At 67.4% G+C, this 19483-nt stretch carries 12 protein-coding genes and 1 pseudogene; 9 read left to right on the plus strand and 4 right to left on the minus strand.

Features of this window, described 5'->3' with window-relative positions; all coding sequences use genetic code 11:
• From DK254_RS22555 to DK254_RS22565, 3 genes are all read right to left on the minus strand, one after another.
• On the minus strand, nucleotides 1-1641 hold a 1641-nt coding region (locus tag DK254_RS22555; RefSeq protein WP_109935821.1), incomplete at its 3' end, for a methyl-accepting chemotaxis protein.
• Nucleotides 1642-1676: 35 nt separating this feature from the next.
• The gene (locus DK254_RS22560) at nucleotides 1677-2732 is read right to left on the minus strand and encodes an AraC family transcriptional regulator (RefSeq protein ID WP_109935558.1); all 1056 of its coding nucleotides are present in this window, start codon (nucleotides 2730-2732) and stop codon (nucleotides 1677-1679) included.
• 15 nt (nucleotides 2733-2747) lie between these two features.
• Nucleotides 2748-4427: an AMP-binding protein gene (locus tag DK254_RS22565; RefSeq protein ID WP_109935559.1), complete on the minus strand. Its 1680-nt coding sequence runs from the start codon at nucleotides 4425-4427 to the stop codon at nucleotides 2748-2750.
• 441 nt (nucleotides 4428-4868) lie between these two features.
• Between DK254_RS22565 and pbpG the strand changes: the two genes are divergently transcribed.
• The 6 genes and pseudogenes from pbpG to DK254_RS22595 all read left to right on the plus strand — a co-directional run bounded on the left by pbpG (nucleotide 4869) and on the right by DK254_RS22595 (nucleotide 13490).
• Complete coding sequence (gene pbpG / locus DK254_RS22570; RefSeq protein WP_109935560.1) at nucleotides 4869-5783, plus strand: D-alanyl-D-alanine endopeptidase; 915 nt, start codon at nucleotides 4869-4871, stop codon at nucleotides 5781-5783.
• Between the two features lie 368 nt (nucleotides 5784-6151).
• Nucleotides 6152-7634 (plus strand): annotated as a pseudogene (locus DK254_RS22575) (sigma-54 interaction domain-containing protein).
• Between the two features lie 238 nt (nucleotides 7635-7872).
• Nucleotides 7873-9138: an OprD family porin gene (locus tag DK254_RS22580; protein WP_109935562.1), complete on the plus strand. Its 1266-nt coding sequence runs from the start codon at nucleotides 7873-7875 to the stop codon at nucleotides 9136-9138.
• A 73-nt stretch (nucleotides 9139-9211) separates the two neighbouring features.
• A complete protein-coding gene (locus DK254_RS22585; RefSeq protein WP_109935563.1) occupies nucleotides 9212-10603 on the plus strand; it encodes a GntP family permease in 1392 nt (463 codons plus the stop codon).
• A gap of 56 nt (nucleotides 10604-10659) precedes the next feature.
• Nucleotides 10660-11430 (plus strand): 3-hydroxybutyrate dehydrogenase, encoded by a 771-nt coding sequence (locus DK254_RS22590; RefSeq protein ID WP_109935564.1) that lies wholly within the window; start codon nucleotides 10660-10662, stop codon nucleotides 11428-11430.
• A 107-nt stretch (nucleotides 11431-11537) separates the two neighbouring features.
• Nucleotides 11538-13490, plus strand: a complete 1953-nt coding sequence (locus tag DK254_RS22595) for an acetoacetate--CoA ligase (RefSeq protein WP_109935565.1) — start codon at nucleotides 11538-11540, stop codon at nucleotides 13488-13490.
• Between the two features lie 48 nt (nucleotides 13491-13538).
• Here the strand turns inward: DK254_RS22595 and DK254_RS22600 are convergent, their stop codons facing one another.
• Nucleotides 13539-14510 (minus strand): helix-turn-helix domain-containing protein, encoded by a 972-nt coding sequence (locus tag DK254_RS22600; protein WP_109935822.1) that lies wholly within the window; start codon nucleotides 14508-14510, stop codon nucleotides 13539-13541.
• A 178-nt stretch (nucleotides 14511-14688) separates the two neighbouring features.
• Between DK254_RS22600 and DK254_RS22605 the strand changes: the two genes are divergently transcribed.
• The 3 genes from DK254_RS22605 (at nucleotide 14689) to DK254_RS22615 (ending at nucleotide 19135) form a co-directional block, all read left to right on the plus strand.
• Entirely contained in the window at nucleotides 14689-15762 is a 1074-nt protein-coding gene (locus DK254_RS22605; protein ID WP_109935823.1) for a trans-aconitate 2-methyltransferase, read from the plus strand.
• Nucleotides 15759-17078 (plus strand): MFS transporter, encoded by a 1320-nt coding sequence (locus tag DK254_RS22610; RefSeq protein WP_109935566.1) that lies wholly within the window; start codon nucleotides 15759-15761, stop codon nucleotides 17076-17078. Before DK254_RS22605 ends, DK254_RS22610 begins: the two co-directional genes overlap by 4 nt.
• A gap of 62 nt (nucleotides 17079-17140) precedes the next feature.
• The gene (locus DK254_RS22615; RefSeq protein WP_109935567.1) at nucleotides 17141-19135 is read left to right on the plus strand and encodes a TonB-dependent receptor; all 1995 of its coding nucleotides are present in this window, start codon (nucleotides 17141-17143) and stop codon (nucleotides 19133-19135) included.
• Nucleotides 19136-19483 lie beyond the last annotated feature (348 nt).

The raw sequence follows: 19483 nt of genomic DNA on the forward strand, positions 1-19483 counted from the left end.
CTCCAGCACCGAGCCGATCTGCTCGCTGCTGGCCGCCAGGCCCTCGACCTGGGTCATCGCCTGGCTCATGTCGCGGGCCAGTTCGTCGATGGCGCGGGTGGTCTGGTCGATCACCGCCAGGCCGTCACGGGTGGCGCCGTCGGCGCCGCGGGCGGCATCGGCGGCTTGCGCGGCGCTGTTGGCCACGTCGTGGGCGGTGGCGCTCATTTCCTGGGAGGCGGTGGCGACCTGCTCGATCTCGCGGAACTGCTGCTGCATGCCGGCGCTGGTCTGGGTGGACAGCGCGGCGGACTGGTCGGCGGTGGCGCGGGCGTCCTGCACCGAGGCCTTCACGTCACGGATGATCGGCTGCAGCTTGTCGAGGAAGCGGTTGAACCAGCCGGCCAGCTCGCCCAGTTCGTCCTGGCCCTGGTACTTCAGGCGCTGGGTCAGGTCGCCCTCGCCGCTGGCGATGTCGCGCAGCATGCCGGCCACGCCGAGGATCGGGCGGGTCACGCCGCGGGCGGTCAGCCACAGCAACAGCAGCACCACCAGCGCCAGGCCGACGCCGAAGGCGGTTTCCCAGAGCGCGCCGCTGAGGTTGCGCGCGTCCAGCTCGCCCTGCAGCTTCAGCGACGGCTCCAGCAGCACCTGGCGCGGCACTTCCAGCAGCACGCCCCAGTTCTTCGAATCCGGAATGGCCTGCAGCGGCTCGACCACCTGCAGCCGGTCCTCGCCCATCAGCGCCCGGGGCGCGCCGGCGGCCTGCACGCCGAGGATCTCGGCGGCGTTGGCCACGGACTTGGCCAGCGGCTGGCCGAGCTGGTTGGCGTCCTGGCTGTCGCCGGCCAGCAGCCCGGCCGGGCTGAGGATGCGGATGCTGCCCTGGCCGGCGTAGAGGTCACGGTCGCCATCCAGCGCCAGTTGCTGCAGGCGGCTGAGGCTGATGTCGGCGCCCACCACCGCCAGCAGCTTGCCGTTCTCCAGCAGCGGGAGCACCACGGTGGTCATCAGCACGCGCTGGCCCGAGGCGTCGTCGAAATACGGGTTGAGCACGCAGGGCCTGAGGTTCTGTTTCGGGCACTGGTACCAGGTGTTGAAGGGCGAGCCGTCGAGCATCGCGGTGGTGTCGGCGATCATCGCCTCGGTCACCGCCAGGCTGCTGTCGCCGCTGGCCTTCTGCGCCCAGTAGGCGCCGAAGCGGCCCTTCTCGCTGCTGCCCAGGGCCTGCTGGCCGGCGAAACGGGCGTCCTGGCCGTCCAGGGCGTCGGGTTCGAACACCACGTAGAGGCTGAGCAGCGTCGGGTTGGACTTCAGCCCATCGTGCACCAGCTTCACCAGGTCCTCGCGCAGCACCTGCGCATCCACGCCATGCCCGGCGCTCTGCGCGCGCAACTGGGCGACCTGGCGACTGAACTGGTCACCGAAGTGGTAGACGTCGGTGAAGAAGCGCTGGATGGTCTCCGCCTGCTGCTCGGCCCGCGCCTGCATGCGCGCCTGGGCCGCGTCCTCGAGCATCTGCGCGTTGGCCGTCTTCACCAGCTGCAGGTTGTGGTTCATGCGGTACAGCGAGCTGCCGACCAGCAACGCCACGGTGCACAACAGGCAGAGGCCGGCCAGCAGGGTGATCTTCCACTGGATCGAAAGGCGCGTCAGGAACATGGGTGGGAGTCCTTGGAACGTGGGAGTGCCCCAGGCTATCGGCCTGGCGGGGAATTTCTGGAGGCGTCGGGCCAGTCGTTTTCCTGCTGCATCAGCGCGCGGTACTGGCCGGGGGTGGAGCCGGTCCACTTGCGGAAGGCCTTGTAGAAGGCGCTGGTGTCGGCGAAGCCGAGCGCCTCGGCCAGTTCGGCGAAGTTGCCCTCGCCGGCGTCCAGCCGGGCGATGGCCAGGTCGCGGCGCAGCTGGTCCTTCAGCGCCTGGTACGACTGGCCCTCGGCGGCCAGCTTGCGGCGCAGGGTGGACGAGGCCATGTAGAAGTGGCTGCCCAGGGCTTCCAGGTCCGGCCAGCGATCGCAGCGCTGGCTGCGCAGGTAGGCCTTGATGCGCGCGGCCAGGCTCTGCGGGTCGCGGTAGCGCACCAGGATGTTCGCCGGGGCGCCGGCGAGGAAGCGGCGCAGCTCGCGCTCGTCACGGCGCACCGGCAGGGCCAGCGCCTCGGCGTTGAACAGCAGGCGCGTCTGGCGGCGGGCGAAGCGCAGGTTGTCGCTGAACATCACCCGGTAGTCCTCGATGTAGTCCGGCTGCGGGCAGCGCAGGTCGAGGGCGAGGATGGGGATGCGCCGGCCCACCAGCCAGCAGGCCAGGCCGTGGACCATCAGGTACAGGGTGAAGTAGCAGAAGGCCCGCTGCGGCGGCGCCGCACCCTCGTCGAGCTGGATCGCCGCCACCCCGTCCTGGCTGACCAGGCGCGGCTGCAGGCCGTCCAGCACCAGGCCGAGGAAGGCCAGCGCGCGTTCCAGCGCCGCCTCGAGGCTCGCCTCGTGGATGGCGGTGCGGGCCATGAAGTTGAAGCTGCCGGACTTCATGCGCCGGGGGTTCATGGCGAAGAACTCGTCGTCCAGCTGCCGCGCCAGGCGCAGCCAGAGCCGCGAGTAGGCCTGGATGGGCACCCGCGCGTAGGGCTTGCCGGGCAGCTCGGCAGCGATGCCCGCCGCGGCCAGCAGCGCGGACGCGTCGAGGCCCTGGCGGACGGGTTCGGCCAGGGCCTCGTTGACCAGGCGGATGGAGATGGTGCCCTTTTCTACCGGCATGCCGCCTCGCGCTCGTCAGCCATTGCCCCTGCGCAGTTCCTCGATGCTGATCTCGCGCATGCGGAACTTCTGGATCTTGCCGGTCACCGTCATCGGGAAGTCGTCGCAGAAGCGGAAGTAGCGCGGCACCTTGAAGTGGGCGATGCGCGCCTTGCAGAAGGCCCGCAGCTCCTCCTCGTCGACGCCGTGGCCGGGGTGGAACTTGACCCAGGCCACCAGTTCCTCGCCGTACTTCTCGTCGGGGATGCCGATCACCTGGGCGTCGGCCACCGCGTGGTGGGTGTAGAGGAATTCCTCGATCTCCCGCGGGTAGATGTTCTCGCCGCCGCGGATGATCATGTCCTTGCTGCGCCCGACGATGCGCACGTTGCCCGCCTCGTCCATCACCGCCAGGTCGCCGGTGAGCATCCAGCGCGCCGGGCTGATGGCCTCGGCCGTGGCCTGGGGGTTGTTCCAGTAGCCGAGCATGACGCTGTAGCCGCGGGTGCACAGCTCGCCGATGGTGCCGCGCGGGACGATGCGGCCGTCGCCGTCGATGATCTTGCTCTCCAGGTGCGGCTGGGTGCGGCCGACGGTGGTCACGCGGATTTCCAGCTCGTCGTCCGGGCCGGTCTGCAGCGACACCGGGCTGGTCTCGGTCATGCCGTAGGCGATCTGCACCTGCGCCATGTGCATTTCGCTGATGACCCGGCGCATCACCTCGATCGGGCAGGTGGCGCCGGCCATGATCCCGGTGCGCAGGCTGGACAGGTCGAATTCCGCGCGGCGCGGGTGGTCCAGCTCGGCGATGAACATGGTGGGCACGCCGTAGAGCGCGGTGGCGCGTTCCTCCGACACCGCGGCCAGGGTGGCCTCGGGCTCGAAGCTGGGCGCCGGGTAGATCATGGTGGAACCGTGGGTGAGGCAGCCGAGGTTGCCCATCACCATGCCGAAGCAGTGGTACAGCGGCACCGGGATCACCAGGCGGTCGTGCTCGGTGAGGCCGATGCTTTCGCCGACCATCAGGCCGTTGTTGAGGATGTTGTAGTGGCTGAGGGTGGCGCCCTTGGGGAAGCCGGTGGTGCCGGAGGTGTACTGGATGTTGATCGGCTCGTCGAACTGCAGCAGCGCCTGGCGCTGGGCCAGTTCCTCGGCGGAGACGGCGGCGCCGATACCCTCCAGCTGGTCCCAGCGCAGGAAGCCGGCGGGGGCCTGGGCGGCCAGGCTGATCACCCCGCTCAGCTCCGGCAGGCGCGCGCTGTTCAACTCGCCCGGGCGGCAGTCGCGCAGCTCCGGCAGCAGCTCGGCGAGCATGCCGTGGTAGTCGGAGGTCTTGAAGGCGTCGGCGCACACCAGCCAGCGGCAGCCGGACTGCTTCAGCGCATATTCCAGCTCGTTGGCGCGGTAGGCCGGGTTGATGTTGACCAGCACGGCGCCGACCTTGGCGCTGGCGAACTGGGTGATGCACCACTGCGCGCAGTTCGGCGCCCAGATGCCCAGGCGGTCGCCCTGGCGCAGGCCCAGGGCGAGGAAGGCGCGGGCCGTGGCGTTGACCACCTCGGCCAGCCCGGCCCAGGTGTAGCGCAGGTTCTGGTGCCGCACCACCAGCGCCTCGCGGTCGGCGAAACGGCTGGCGGTGTCGTCGAAGGCAGCGCCTATGGTCATGGCCAGCAGCGGCTTGTCCTGGCGGCCACGGGTGTAGCTCGGGTGGTTCATGGCGTTCCCTTGTTGTGCTTGTTCTGGGACTGGGCTCGCGGCCGGGCCCACAGGCATGGGCATGACCGGCCGGTCGACGGCTCGCGGACCATCTTTACGTTAACGTAAAGGTAAACGCAAGTCCGCATTCCGCCCCGTTCACTACAGCTTAGCCAGTCAAGCTTCATGCCACAGAAGTCGAACGCCTTGTGAATCAGACACTTGGAATATTCCGACAGCCGACACCCGGGCTGCGCATTCGCATTTCGCAACACTTGGCGAGACACTTTCTCATTCCCGCCGTTGCGCTTTCAAAGTGATACACGCACTTGTACGCGCAAGCCCTTGAAATTCTTTCCCCCGGGCCGCCGTCGGGCTGATGCGCGGTCACCGGTCATGGATTAGAATTCTGGGAAATTGCCTACACGGATGTAGACCCTCCCACTTGTGCGAATCACATCCATGAACACTCGTCGTTCGATCCTCGGCCTGCTCTTCGCCTGCACTGCCGCCCTCGCCCTGCCCTCCCTCGCCGCCAGCAAGGCGGAAGTCACCCCCGGCCAGCTGGTCCTGGCCTCCGGCAGCGCCCTGGTGGTGGACCTGAATTCCGACAAGGTGGTCTATTCCAGCAACCCCGAGGTGGTCCGCCCGATCGCCTCGGTGACCAAGCTGATGACCGCCATGGTGGTGCTCGACGCCAAGCTGCCGCTGGACGAGCAGATAGACGTGGACATCTCCGAGACCGCCGAGATGAAGGGCGTGTTCTCCCGCGTGCACCTGGGCAGCCGCATCGACCGCCGGCAGATGCTGCTGCTGGCGCTGATGTCCTCGGAGAACCGCGCCGCCGCCAGCCTGGCCCACCACTACCCGGGCGGCAGCGTGGCCTTCGTCAAGGCGATGAACGCCAAGGCGAAGTCCCTGGGCATGCTGCACACCCACTACGTGGAGCCCACCGGCCTGTCGATCGAGAACACCTCCACCGCCCACGACCTGATCCGCCTGGTCAAGGCCGCCTACCAGTACCCGCTGATCCGCGAGCTGAGCACCACCGCGACCAAGGACGCGCGCTTCACCCACCCCAGCTACGCGCTGAGCTTCTTCAACACCAACCCGCTGGTGCGCGCCGGCAAGTGGGACATCCGCCTGACCAAGACCGGCTTCACCAACCAGGCCGGGCACTGCCTGGTGATGGTCACGGTGATGAACGGCCGCCCGGTGGCCCTGGCGCTGCTCGACGCCTTCGGCAAGCGCACCCACGTGGCCGACGCCGCGCGCATCCGCCGCTGGGTGGAGACCGGCAAGGCCTCGCCGGTGCCGGCGGTGGCGCTGCGCTACAAGCAGGCGAAGCAGACGCAGGGGATGCAGGCGGCGGAGTGATGGTGTTTCCCGGGGGCTTGGGTGTCCGGAGTTGAGAGCCCCTCTCCCTAACCCTCTCCCTGAAGGGAGAGGGGACTGTTCGGTGTGCTTGGATGCCCATGAGTCAGCCGGCAATCACTGAGGAGCGCAGGCACGGATTGGCTTGGTGTAGGAGCGAGCTTGCTCGCGAACGGGGTTTCCCGGCACTTCGGTGCCAAGGCTGAGAGCGCCCTCTCCCTAACCCTCTCCCTTCAGGGAGAGGGCTGGGGAGAGGGTTGCGGACTCCCCTGCCACACCAGAGCCCAACCCATACTCCGCCCTTCCCTACTGACCCACCCAGCACATCCCGGTACAGTGCCCGCTCAAAGCCCCCAAGCACCAGGCCGCCCATGCACGACAACTACTCCCTCACGGACTACCAGAGCGTCCGCCAGTTGGCGATCCGCTCGCTGTTCGAGATCTTCGAGCAGTTCAGCGAGGGCACCGTGATCGTCGACCGCGACGCGCGCATCGTCTGGATCAACCAGCGCTACGCCCAGCGCTTCGGCCTGGACGGGGCCGAGCAGGCCATCGGCCGCCCGGTGGAGAGCGTGATCCCCGGTAGCCTGATGCGCGAGGTGGTGAGCAGCGGCCGGCCGATGCTGCTGGACATCCTCGACATGCCGCGCGACCCGCTGGTGGTGATGCGCATGCCGATCCGCGACGACGCCGGGCAGGTCATCGGCGCCATCGGCTTCGCCCTGTTCGACGAGCTACGCTCGCTGTCGCCGCTGCTCACCCGCTACCAGCGCATGCGCCAGGAGCTGGCCTCCACCCGCTCGCTGCTGCAGGCGCGCCAGGCCAAGTACAGCCTGGCGCACTTCATCGGCAACGGCAGCGCCAGCCTGGAGGTCAAGCGCCGCGCCCGCCGGGCCGCGGCCAGCGAGGCGCCGGTGTTGCTGCTGGGCGAGACCGGCACCGGCAAGGAGCTGCTCGCCCACGCCATCCACAGCGCCTCGGCGCGGGCCGGCAAGGCCTTCGTCAGCATCAACGCCGCGGCCATCCCGGAAACCCTGCTGGAGGCGGAGTTCTTCGGCACCGCACCGGGCGCCTTCACCGGCGCCGACCGCAAGGGGCGGCCGGGCAAGCTGCAGATCGCCCAGGGCGGCACCCTGTTCCTCGACGAGATCGGCGACATGCCCCTGCCGCTGCAGAGCAAGCTACTGCGCGTGCTGCAGGAGAAGGAATTCGAGCCGGTGGGCTCCAACGAGGTGCTGCGCAGCGACGTGCGGCTGATCGCGGCCACCTCCATCGACCTGGACAAGGCCGTGCGCGAGGGCCGCTTCCGCGCCGACCTGTACTACCGCATCAACGTGGTGCCGATCGTCATCCCGCCGCTGCGCGAGCGCCTGGAAGACCTGCCGGCGCTGTGCGAGGCGATCCTCGACGACCTGCGCGAGGACAAGCACGCGCTCTACGAACTGGGCGCCGACGCCCTCGACCTGCTGCGCCGCCACGCCTGGCCCGGCAACGTGCGCGAGCTGCGCAACCTGCTGGAGCGCAGCGTGCTGCTCAACGACCGCACACAGCTGGACGCCCAGGCCCTGCATGCGGCCCTGGGCCCGTTGCAGGCCCCACCTGCGCCGGCGGGCGGCAGCCGCGCCAGCCTGGCCGAGGGACAGGACTTCCACTCGGCCCGGGCGGCCTTCGAGCGCGAGCTGATCGGCAACGTGCTGGCCGAACATGCCGGCAACGTCGAGGCGGCCGCGCGGCGCCTGGGGCTGGGCCGTTCGACGCTGTACAAGAAGATGGCCGCCCTGGGCCTTCCGTCCTGAAACAGAGACTTTTCTCCATTTAGAGACAACAGCGGTTTTCCTGCGTCTCCAGTCATGACGAAGAGGGTTTTGTCCACGAATAGAGACAGAACTCATCGCGCGGGCATGTAAATATCAAATAAATTCCTTTTAAATCAGCAAGTTAACTACCTGGCACGGTTCTCGCTATCCGGCTTGCGCGGCTACCCGCCGCACGCCGACATAACAACAACCAACGTGTCGCGCACGAACGCCATCCACGGGGCCCACGGCCCGCCCCGGTTCGCCGCCGCGCCACGCCAGGAGTACTTCCGACCATGAGCAGCACCCCGCTCAAGCATGCCGCCGCCCTCGCCACCCTGGGCTCCACCCTCGGCATCGCGCTCCCCGTCCAGGCCGATTTCCTCGCCGACAGCAAGGCCAGCCTCGAACTGCGCAACTTCTACTTCAACCGTGACTTCCGCCAGGACGCCGCGCCCCAGTCGAAACAGGAGGAATGGGCGCAGGGCTTCCTGCTGCGCTACGAATCCGGCTTCACCGAGGGCACCATCGGCGTGGGCGTCGACGCCATCGGCCTGCTCGGCGTCAAGCTCGACTCCAGTCCCGGGCGCGCCGGCTCCGGCCTGCTGCCGCGCGACCGCGAGAAGCTCCACGGCGCCCAGGACGACTACAGCGAACTGGGCCTGACCGCCAAGCTGCGCGCCTCCCACAGTGTGCTCAAGGTCGGCACCCTGCTGCCCAAGCTGCCGACGGTGCTGGCCAACGACTCGCGCCTGCTGCCGCAGACCTTCCAGGGCGCGCACCTGAATTCCACCGAGTTCGCCGGCCTGACCTTCGACGGCGGCCGCCTGCGCCAGGTCAGCCAGCGCGACTCCTCCGACAGCGAGGACATGACCCTCACCACCGGCAACGCCCGCGGCATCACCGCCAGCGCCAGCAGCGACCGCTTCGACTTCGCCGGCCTGAGCTACAAATGGACGCCGCAGCTGACCACCGGCTACAACTACGCCAGGCTCGACGGCCTGTACGACCAGCACATCGTCAACCTGCTGCACGTGCTGCCCATCGCCGAGGGCCAGGCGCTTAAGACCGACCTGCGCTTCGCCCGCTCCAAGGACGACGGCCACAGCAACGTCGACAACCGCGCGTTCGGCGCCATGCTCACCTACAGCCTCGGCGGCCACGCCTTCGGCGCCGGCTACCAGGCGATGCACGGCGACACCGGCTTCGCCTACATCGGCGGCACCGACGCCTTCCTGGTCAACTTCGTGCAGATCGGCGACTTCGCCAACCGCGACGAGAAGTCCTGGCAGCTACGCTACGACTACGACTTCGCCGCCCTCGGCGTGCCCGGCCTGACCTTCATGACGCGCTACCTGTCCGGCGACGACATCGAGCTGGGCGCCGGCAGGCCCGAAGGCAAGGAATGGGAGCGCAACACCGACATCGGCTACGTGGTGCAGAGCGGCCCGCTGAAGAACTTCGGCGTCAAATGGCGCAACGCTACCGTGCGTTCCAGCCATTTCGGCAACGACCTGGACGAGAACCGGCTGATCCTCAGCTACGTGCTGCCGCTCTGGTAAGCGCCGGCCTTTCCCTCGTCACGACAAGAACCAAGCGCGGCCGATGCGCCGCGCGGCTCCAGGAGAACTGCCCATGAGCGTGGTCATCGCCCTCGCCGCCCTAGCCCTGCTGATGCTCGCCGCCTACCGCGGCTACAGCGTCATCCTCTTCGCCCCCATCGCGGCGCTGCTCGCCGTGCTCTTCACCGACCCGTCCGCGGTGGCGCCGGCCTTCACCGGCGTGTTCATGGAGAAGATGGTCGGCTTCGTCAAACTCTACTTCCCGGTGTTCCTGCTCGGCGCCGTGTTCGGCAAGCTCATCGAGCTGTCGGGCTTCTCGCGCTCCATAGTCGCGGCCGCCATCCGCCTGCTCGGCACCCGCCAGGCCATGCTGGTCATCGTGCTGGTGTGCGCGCTGCTCACCTACGGCGGCGTGTCGCTGTTCGTGGTGGTGTTCGCGGTCTACCCCTTCGCCGCCGAGATGTTCCGCCAGAGCGACATCCCCAAGCGGCTGATCCCTGCGACCATCGCCCTGGGCGCCTTCAGCTTCACCATGGACGCCCTGCCCGGCACCCCGCAGATCCAGAACATCATCCCCACCGCCTTCTTCGGCACCAACGGCTGGGCGGCGCCCTGGCTGGGGCTGATCGGCAGCCTGTTCGTGTTCGCCGTGGGCATGCTGTTCCTGCGCCGCCAGGCCAACCGCGCCCACGCCGCCGGCGAAGGCTATGGCCGCGAGCTGCGCAACGAGCCGGAGACCGCCAGCGACATCACCCTGCCCAACCCGCTGCTGGCGCTGTCGCCGCTGGTGCTGGTGGGCGTGGCCAACCTGCTGTTCACCCACTGGATTCCGCAACTCTACGGCAAGACCCACAGCCTGCAGCTGGCCGGCATGGCCGCGCCGGTGGCCAGCGACGTGAGCAAGCTCACCGGCATCTGGGCGGTGCAGGCGGCGCTGCTGCTGGGCATCCTGCTGGTGCTGGCCAGCAGCTACCGGGTGATCCGCAGCCGCCTGGCCGAGGGCAGCAAGACCGCGGTCTCCGGCGCCCTGCTGGCGGCGATGAACACCGCCTCGGAATACGGCTTTGGCGCGGTCATCGCCTCGCTGCCGGGCTTCCTGGTGCTGGCCGACGCGCTCAAGCGCATCCCCGACCCGCTGGTCAACGAGGCCATCACCGTCACCGCGCTGGCCGGCATCACCGGCTCGGCCTCCGGCGGCATGAGCATCGCCCTGGCGGCCATGTCCGAGCAGTTCATCGCCGCCGCCCACGCCGCCAACATCCCCCTGGAGGTCCTGCACCGCGTCGCCGCCATGGCCAGCGGCGGGATGGACACGCTGCCGCACAACGGCGCGGTCATCACCCTGCTGGCGGTCACCGGGCTGACCCACCGCGAGGCCTACAAGGACATCTTCGCCATCACCCTGATCAAGACCCTGGCGGTATTCGTGGTGATCGCTACCTTCTACGCAACCGGCATCGTCTGACGCCACGCATCACCCGGCGGCCCTTTCCGGGCCGCCACCGGCAGGAGAAACACCCCATGAACCTCAAAGGCAAGATCGCACTGGTCACCGGCGCCACCAGCGGCATCGGCCTGGGCATCGCCGAGCGCCTGGCCGCGGCCGGCGCCCAGGTGGTGATCAACGGCTTCGGCGACATCGCCGGCGCACTGGCCGAACTGGGCCGCCACGGCACCCGCGTCGGCCACCACCCGGCGGACATGGCCGACCCGGCGCAGATCGCCGAGATGATCGCCTACGTCGAACGCGAGTTCGGCGCCCTGGACATCCTGGTGAACAACGCCGGCATCCAGCACGTGGAGGCCGTGGAAGACTTCCCGGTGGAACGCTGGAACGCCATCATCGCCATCAACCTGTCAGCGGTGTTCCACACCACCCGCCTGGCGCTGCCGGGCATGCGCCGGCGCGGCTGGGGGCGCATCCTCAACATCGCCTCCACCCACGGCCTGGTGGCCTCCGCCGGCAAGAGCGCCTACGTCGCCGCCAAGCACGGGGTGGTCGGCCTGACCAAGAGCGTCGCCCTGGAGACCGCCACCACGCCCATCACCTGCAACGCCATCTGCCCGGGCTGGGTACTGACGCCGCTGGTGCAGCAGCAGATCGACGCCCGCGTGGCCGCCGGCGCCAGCCCCGAGCAGGCGCGCCACGACCTGCTGGCGGAAAAGCAGCCGTCGCTGGAATTCGTCACCCCCGCCCAGCTGGGCGAGCTGGCCCTGTTCCTGTGCAGCGAGGCCGCCGCCCAGGTGCGGGGCGCCGCCTGGAACATGGACGGCGGCTGGGTCGCGCAGTAGCGCCGCGCCAGGCGGGGGCCCGTCCCCCGCCCATTCATCGATGGGCTGAAGCCGCCGGAATCCCGTGCCACACTGGCAGGACAAGAAGTGGATGGACGGACGCCCCGATGAAGCCCTTGTGGACCCCCTCCGCCGAACGCATCGCCGCCACCCGGCTGGATGCCTTCCGCCGCCAGGTCAACCAGCGCCATGGCCTGGAACTGGCCGACTACCCTGCCCTGCACGCCTGGAGCGTCGAACACCGCGAAGCCTTCTGGCAGGCCATCGTCGACGGCTTCGACGTGCGCTTCCACAGCCCGCCGCGCACGGTGCTCGAAGAAGGCCCGCAAATGCCCGACGCGCGCTGGTTCCCCGGCGCCACCCTGAACTTCGCCGAACACCTGCTGCGCCGCCGCGACGGGGCCACGGCGGTGGTGGCCATCGGCGAAGACGGCAGCCGCGAAAGCCTCAGCCACGCCGAGCTGGCCGCCCAGGTCGCCGGCCTGCAGCGCGCCCTGCGCGACGCCGGGGTGGGCATGGGCGACCGCGTGGCGGCCTTCATGCCCAACACCTGGCAGACCCTCGTCGGCATGCTCGCCGCCACCAGCCTGGGCGCCACCTGGTCCAGCTGTTCGCCGGACTTCGGCACCCAGGGGGTGATCGACCGCTTCGGCCAGATCGAGCCCAGGGTGCTGATCGCCTGCGCCGGCTACCGCTACGCCGGCAAGGTGCTGGACCTGACCGGCAAGCTCAACGAGATACTGGCGCAGTTGCCGTCGCTGCAAGAGTTGGTGCTGGTGCCTTATGCCCGGCCAGAGGCGCGTGCAACGGATTGCAAATCCGCTGCACGCGTCACCCTGTGGGACGACTTCTACCAGGGCGGCGGCGAACCCTGGTTCACCCCGGTGCCCTTCGCCCACCCGCTGTACATCCTCTACTCCAGCGGCACCACCGGCGTGCCCAAGTGCATCGTCCACGGCACCGGCGGCGTGCTGCTGCAGCACCTGAAGGAGCACGCGCTGCACACCGACCTGCACCCGGGCGACGTGCTCTTCTACTACACCACCTGCGGCTGGATGATGTGGAACTGGCTGGCCTCCGGCCTGGCGGTGGGCGCCCGCCTGGTGCTCTACGACGGCTCGCCCTTCCACCCCGGCCCCGAGCGGCTGGTCGACCTGATCGACGCCGAGGGCATCAACGTCTTCGGCACCAGCGCCAAGTACATCGCGGCGCTGGAGAAGGCCGGCGTGCGCCCGGCGCAGACGCACCACCTGGATAGCCTGCGCACTATGCTCTCCACCGGCTCGCCGCTGGCCCACGAGAGCTTCGACTACGTCTACCGCGACATCAAGGCCGACCTGTGCCTGTCGTCCATCTCCGGCGGCACCGACATCGTCTCCTGCTTCGCCCTGGGCAACCCCACGGCCCCGGTGTGGCGCGGCGAACTGCAGTGCAAGGGGCTGGGCATGGCGGTGGAAGTCTGGGACGACGACGGCAAGCGCCTGCGCAGCGGCAAGGGCGAACTGGTCTGCACCCGGCATTTCCCGTCGATCCCGGTGGGCTTCCGGAACGACCCGCGGGGCGAGAAGCTCCACGACGCCTACTTCGCCACCTTCCCCGGCATCTGGGCCCACGGCGACTACGCCGAGGAAACCGCCCACGGCGGCCTGGTGATCCACGGCCGCTCCGATGCCGTGCTCAACCCTGGCGGCGTGCGCATCGGCACAGCGGAAATCTACCGCCAGGTGGAAAAGGTCGACGAAGTGCTGGAATCCATCGCCATCGGCCAGGACTGGCAAGGCGACGTGCGCGTGGTGCTGTTCGTGCGCCTGCGCGAAGGCGTGCAACTGGACGAAGCGCTGCAGGAGAAGATTCGCCGGACCATCCGCGCCAACACCACGCCACGCCACGTGCCGGCGAAGATCATCGCGGTAGCCGACATCCCCCGCACCCTCAGCGGCAAGATAGTGGAGCTGGCGGTGCGCAACGTGGTGCACGGCCGGCCGGTGAAGAACACCGACGCCCTGACCAACCCGCAGGCGCTGGAGCTGTACCGGGACCTCGAAGCGCTGAAGTCATAAGGCGGGCCATGCCTGCCGGTTGCAGATCGGGACCGCGCAAAGGCCGCCTCAGGTGTCTGCAACCCGACGACCGAACAGGGCCCTGGGTGATTTGCCGTAGTAACGGGTGAAGGCGACGGTGAAATTGTTGGCGTATCCGTAGCCCACCTGCCAGGCGACCTGGGAGACCCGCTCGCCGGTCTCCAGCAAGCTGAGAGCCTTGGTCATGCGCAGCTTCAGCAGCAGCGCCGCCGGCGTGGCATCGTACAGGTAGAGCATGCCGTCCTTGAGCTTGTTCCTGTTGATGCCCACGGAGGTGGCCAGGTAATCGAGCGTCAGGGGCTTGTCGAGGTGCTCGTCCATCATCTGCCGCGCTCGCTCGATGCACTCGATATCCGCCGGTGAGAACGGGGACGAAGCGGCGCCATGTTCCGGCAACAGAAGGCTGAACTGTTCGTTGAGCAGGCTGAGGGCGTGGATGTGCAGGTCCAGCCGCGAGAGCTGACTCCGGCAAGGTAGCAGGTGGCTGATCAGCGCATTGGCATGGGCCATCGCCGCCGGCGTGCTGGCCCGGAAGGCCAGGCGGCTGAGCTGCCGGCTGCCGAGGATGTCCGCGGCCCGCTGCGGCCCCAGGTACTTGCCGACCAGGGACTCATGCGCCACCACGCGCAGCTGCGACACGGTTTCATCCGCCTCGTAGCGCCTCTCGCCGGCTATGCCCTGGAATGAAGAGACGGTGGTATAGCCCTTCTGAAATTCCAGGCGGGTGGCGTCTTGCCCTTCGTAGCGGGAGCGACCTTTCATGCCGAGGGTAATGACCATGACCCGCCCCTCGTGCGGCCCGTGGGTTTCCTCGGTCAATGCAATGCCGGGGCGGTAGTGCAGCCTGCCCAGGCCCAGCCCTGGCTCCAGTTCGACAAAATCATGGAAGCAATTACCGATTTCGTCGGGTAGTTGCAGGCGTGTCTTGCCGTCCGCCAGGACGCTGCGGATGCGGGGGGCTTCCAGTGTCAGCCGACAGCGGCTTTTGCGTGCGCTCATCTCTTCCTTCCGCCCCTCCAGATCTTCCGCATAGAAATCCGTGCCTCTCGCATACCTAAAAAGCAATGATTCTCATTAATTTAAGGCATCGCTCCATCGGGGACCAGCATTGCCTCCCCATGAACAAAGCCGAAAAGGAAAACCGATGCCTTCGATTCACAGAGCAGAGGGGCTAGCCATGGCGCCTGAACCCATCGAGAACCTGACGCCCCCTCCTCCTCTCGCCCGACCCCACGTCCTGCAATCCTGCTGGGACATGCAACTGGCCGGCCTGGGTGCCGACGCCTTGCGGGCAGCCCTGGAGGCGAAAATGTTCGTGCAGTTGGACGACTACGTCAGCACGCAACAACTCGCCGAACGCCTGTCGCTGTTGCCCGCCAACGCCGGCTATTTCCTTGAGCTGTTATGGAGCCTGGATGTGCTCGAGCGCAAGTACACGGCCAACGGCGAGGCCACCTACCGCACGCGTACTGAACTGCAACCCTACCTGCATGCGGGCTCGCCCCGTTACTGCGGAGATGCCTTGCTCTATCGCCATCGTGTGCTACGGCAGGCAGGCATGCAGTTGCCCGATCAACTGTGCGAGCGCACGCCACCCTTGCCCGCCCCGGTTGCGCAGCAACAAGGCTGGGCCGAGGCGGCCCGGGTGCAGATTGCCCAGGAGCAGCAGGCGATCACGGTCGAAGTGGCCTGCGCGGTCCTCGGCCAGCAGCCGGAATTCGCCACGGCGCGGCGGATGCTGGACCTGGGCGGCGGCCCCGGCCTGGTGGCGATCGCGCTGGCGAAGCTGCAGCCGGAACTGTCCGGCGCGGTGTTCGAGTACCCGGCTGTCGCGGCGGTGGCGCAGCAGAACATCGAGCATGCCGCCCTTTCCGGCCGTTTGACCGCATGTGGCGGTGACCTGGCGCAGGACGATTTCGGCAGCGGCTACGACCTGATCTGGTGCTCGTCGGTGCTGCATTTCGTGCCGGATGTCCCGGCCACCCTGAACCGCCTGTATACGGCGCTGCGTCCAGGCGGGCTGCTTGTCTGTTGCCATGCCGAGATCGCGGACGCCGCGCGCCAGGCCAGGCCGGTTCTGCAGTATTACCTGCACATGCGCATGCAGGGGCGCCACGTGTGGCACGCTGGGCAGTTGGCAACACAGCTGCAGCGGGTAGGGTTCGACCGGGTCGAGCAACTGGACGACGTCCGCTTTCCGGTAGCCCCCGTTGCCGTTCTGCTTGCCCGCAAAGGGAAGGACCGCCCATGAGCAGGTCCGGGCTGTTCGGCCTGCAGCTGTTGTTCGGCTGGATGAACCTGGCGTTGGCGGTGCCCGGCATCTATCTGATGTTCGGCATGCCGCTGGTGATGCGTCAGCACGGCTGGACCGGCACCGAGATCGGATTGTTCCAGCTTGCCGCGCTGCCGGCGATCTTCAAATTCCTGCTTGCCTTACCTGTACAGCGCATACGCCTGGGGCGCGGGCATTTCGTGCACTGGCTGTTGCTGCTCTGTGCGCTGCTGTTGGCGCTGTATTGGCTGATCGGTCGGCACGACCTGATCGGCGATCGCGTAATGCTGTTTGCACTGACCTTCGCCATCAGCATTGCCGCCACCTGGGCCGATATCCCACTGAATGCGCTGGCGGTGCAGTGCCTGCCACGCAGTGAGCAGTTGCGCGCCGGCAGCATCCGTTCTGCCGCGCTGTTCCTGGCTGCCATCCTCGGCGGCGGCATCCTGATCATGGTGCAGTCGCGTCTGGGCTGGCGGGCACCCTTCTGGCTGATGGGCGCAGGTCTGCTGATCGGTGCCTTGCCCTTCCTGTCGCTGCGCGTAAAGGCGGCATTGCCCGCGCAGACAACCTCTGGCGTTGCGCCAGCCCCGAGCGTGAAGGCGGACTGGGCCGGCTTTTTCAGCCAGCCGGGAGCACGGCAATGGACGCTGTTGCTGCTGACCAGTTTCCCCTGCATAGGCGCGGTGTGGCTCTACCTCAAACCGCTGATGCTCGACATGGGCATGCCGCTGGAGCGCGTGGCCCTCATCGTCGGTGTCGTCGGCAGCATGACCGGCGCGCTGTCCAGTCTGCTCGGCGGGCAACTGGTGCCGAGACTGGGCGCTGCACGGGCCATCGCGCTGTACCTATTGGCGGCCCTGTGCGCGCTTGCGCTATTGACGCTCACGGTCTGGGCCGGACTGGGGGCGACCTGGCTGATCGCCAGCGCCATCGGCGTGGCGGCCAGCATGGGAGCCGTCTCGGCACTGATGTTCGGGCTGACGATGTTCTTCACCCGGCGCCAGCGCAACGCCTCGGACTATGGCCTGCAAACCACGGTATTCACCGTCTCGCGCCTGGCTGTGCCGATCGCGGCGGGAGTGCTGCTCGACTGCCTGGGCTACACCGGCATGCTCCTCATGTTGACCCTGGGGGTGCTGTTCTCCTTCGTCCTGGCCTGGCAGGTACGCGGAAAAGTGGAGCGCTCGGCACAGTCGATATTGGCCGAAGAGGCCCACGAACCAGGCGTTGAGCCCTACGTGACCGGGCAACCGACAGCGGAACTGAAGCAAAACTCGAAGGAGCACATATGAAGGGACCACGAGGCCCCATCCCTCGCAGGGGCAAAGGTGCAAGGGCGCTTGGCCGGCGGGCCATGATGGCCTCCGTTCTGATCTCCGCCTTTGCGCCTGATACCCAGGCGGCATTCGCAGCGGATGCCACCAACGCCAAGGAAGAACCCCAGGCCCTACCGGCAATTACCGTCACCGCGGAGAAAATGGAACGACCGCTGGAAGAAGTGCCCGCCAGCGTGGCGGTGATCGATGGCCGGGATGTGGAGCAGTCCGGCATTACCAGCCTCGAGCAACTGGAAGGACGTATTCCCGGCCTGTCATTCCAGCCGTTCGGGCAAGCGGGTATGAACTCGCCTGTCATGCGCGGGCTGACGGCCAACTTCAACAGCTTCTCCACCTCCACTCTGCTGCTGGTCGATGGCGTTCCCACGCTGACGGCGCAGGGGTTCGAGAACGGCATGCTGGATCTGGATCGCATCGAGGTCATTCGCGGTCCGCAATCCACCCTGTATGGCCGCAACGCCGAGGCCGGCGTGATTGCCATCCACAGCCTGCCGATGGACGCCACGCCCAGAGCCAGCGTATCAGCGCAAGCAGGCAGCCGGGATAAGCGGGTCATGCGCTTCGCGCTCAGCCAGCCGCTGGTGGACGACCTGTTATATGCCAGCGTATCGGGCAACTGGTCGAGCCAGGACGGCTTCATCGACAACACCCACACGGGGCACGAAGAGGACGATCGCGAGCAGAACAACCTCAATATGGGGCTGCGCTGGACGCCAGGGGCCTCGACGGATGTGGTCATGCGCTATACGCGTCAGGCGTATGACGATGGCGCATCCCTCTGGGGCTCACCCAGCGCGCCAAGAGCGCAGGTCGCTTCCGGAACGCCGAGCTGGAATCGCTCCGAGGGGCAGGCATTGTCCTTCAATGTCCAGCATGAATTCGCCTCGGGCCTGCGCTTGCATTCGGTGACGGCGTGGAACGACTTCAAGGACCGGATTCAGCAGGACACGGACTTCATGCCGCCCGACGTCTTGCACGTCGGGCGCGATCATCATCTGCGCACGCTATCCCAGGAGTTCCGCCTGGAGGGAAAACTTGGGGAGTCCAGTTGGCTGGTTGGCGTCTATGGCGATCACAGCGACAACGATCTGCACAGCACCAGCAAGACCATGATGGGACTGTCGGACATCCGCGCAGATCAAGAGAGCGATACCGCCGCCCTGTTCACCCACTGGAATCTCCCCTTGTCAGCCAACTGGTCCCTGGATACCGGAGCACGTATCGAGCGCAATGAAGTGGAACTGCATCCGCGAGGGGCTACAAGCCAGGAAAAAGGCTGGACACACGTATCGCCCAAACTCGCACTGCAATACCAGATAACCGCCAATCACCAATGGTATGTGAGTGCCAGCCGGGGCGTGCGCACAGGCGGCTTCAATGTGCTGGCCCCCGCCATGGGTTATCTGCCCTACGACCCGGAGAAGAACTGGTCCTATGAAACCGGCCTCAAGGGCTGGCTTCTCGACAAGCGCATTCGTTATTCGCTGGCCGCCTATGTCATGGACATCGATGACATGCAGGTCATGCAGATGCCCACCGTCGGCATGATGTACATCACCAGCGCCGCAACGGCGACGTCCAAGGGCGTCGAGCTGGATATGGACTACCTGCTCGGCGATGGCTGGCAGCTCAAGAGCGGGCTGGCCTGGAATCGTACGCGCTTCGACCGCTTCCAGGATGGTACTGCCGATTACGACGGCAAGCACAACCCGTTCGCGCCGGATCTGACCGGGCACATCGGCATCCGCTACGACGCGCCGCAGGGTTGGTACGCACAAGCCAGCGTGACAGGCAGCAGCAAGGTCTACCTGGATGCGGCCAACCAGTATGAACGCAATGGTTATGCCCTGGTGAACCTGGTGGCCGGATACCAGCGCGGCAACTGGGAAGTCGCGGCCTATACCGACAACGCCACCGATCAGCGCTACGACGCGGTGGGCTACCAGAACGGCTTCGTCACCGTCTACAGCCCGCCGCGTGAAGCAGGTCTGAGGCTGACGTGGCGCCTGTAGGATGGATGGGTGGACATGGAGCGATACCCACCGCCATGGCCCCGAATGGCATTCCCCGGCAGTAACTGTGCCTCGGGTTGACCCTGCGCCCTCTCCCCAGCCCTCTCCCGCAAGCGGGAGAGGGCGCCGTCCGGCGTTGTCGGGAAGTCCGGTGTCATCCTGAAAGCCCGATCGCGGACGGAGTCCGCTCCTACGACCGTGCCACCGGATGGTTCCGCGTGGCGGAGGCAATCGACCGTAGGGCGAATAACCGTTCGCGGTTATCCGCCGTTGGCCGTGCCATCGGGGTGTCCGGCGTGGCGGGTGAATCCAATCGCGGACAAAGTCCGCTCCTACAGGGAAATGCCA

The sequence above is a fragment of the Pseudomonas sp. RW407 genome (assembly GCF_003176655.1).
In the GTDB taxonomy this organism is placed as follows: domain Bacteria; phylum Pseudomonadota; class Gammaproteobacteria; order Pseudomonadales; family Pseudomonadaceae; genus Pseudomonas; species Pseudomonas delhiensis.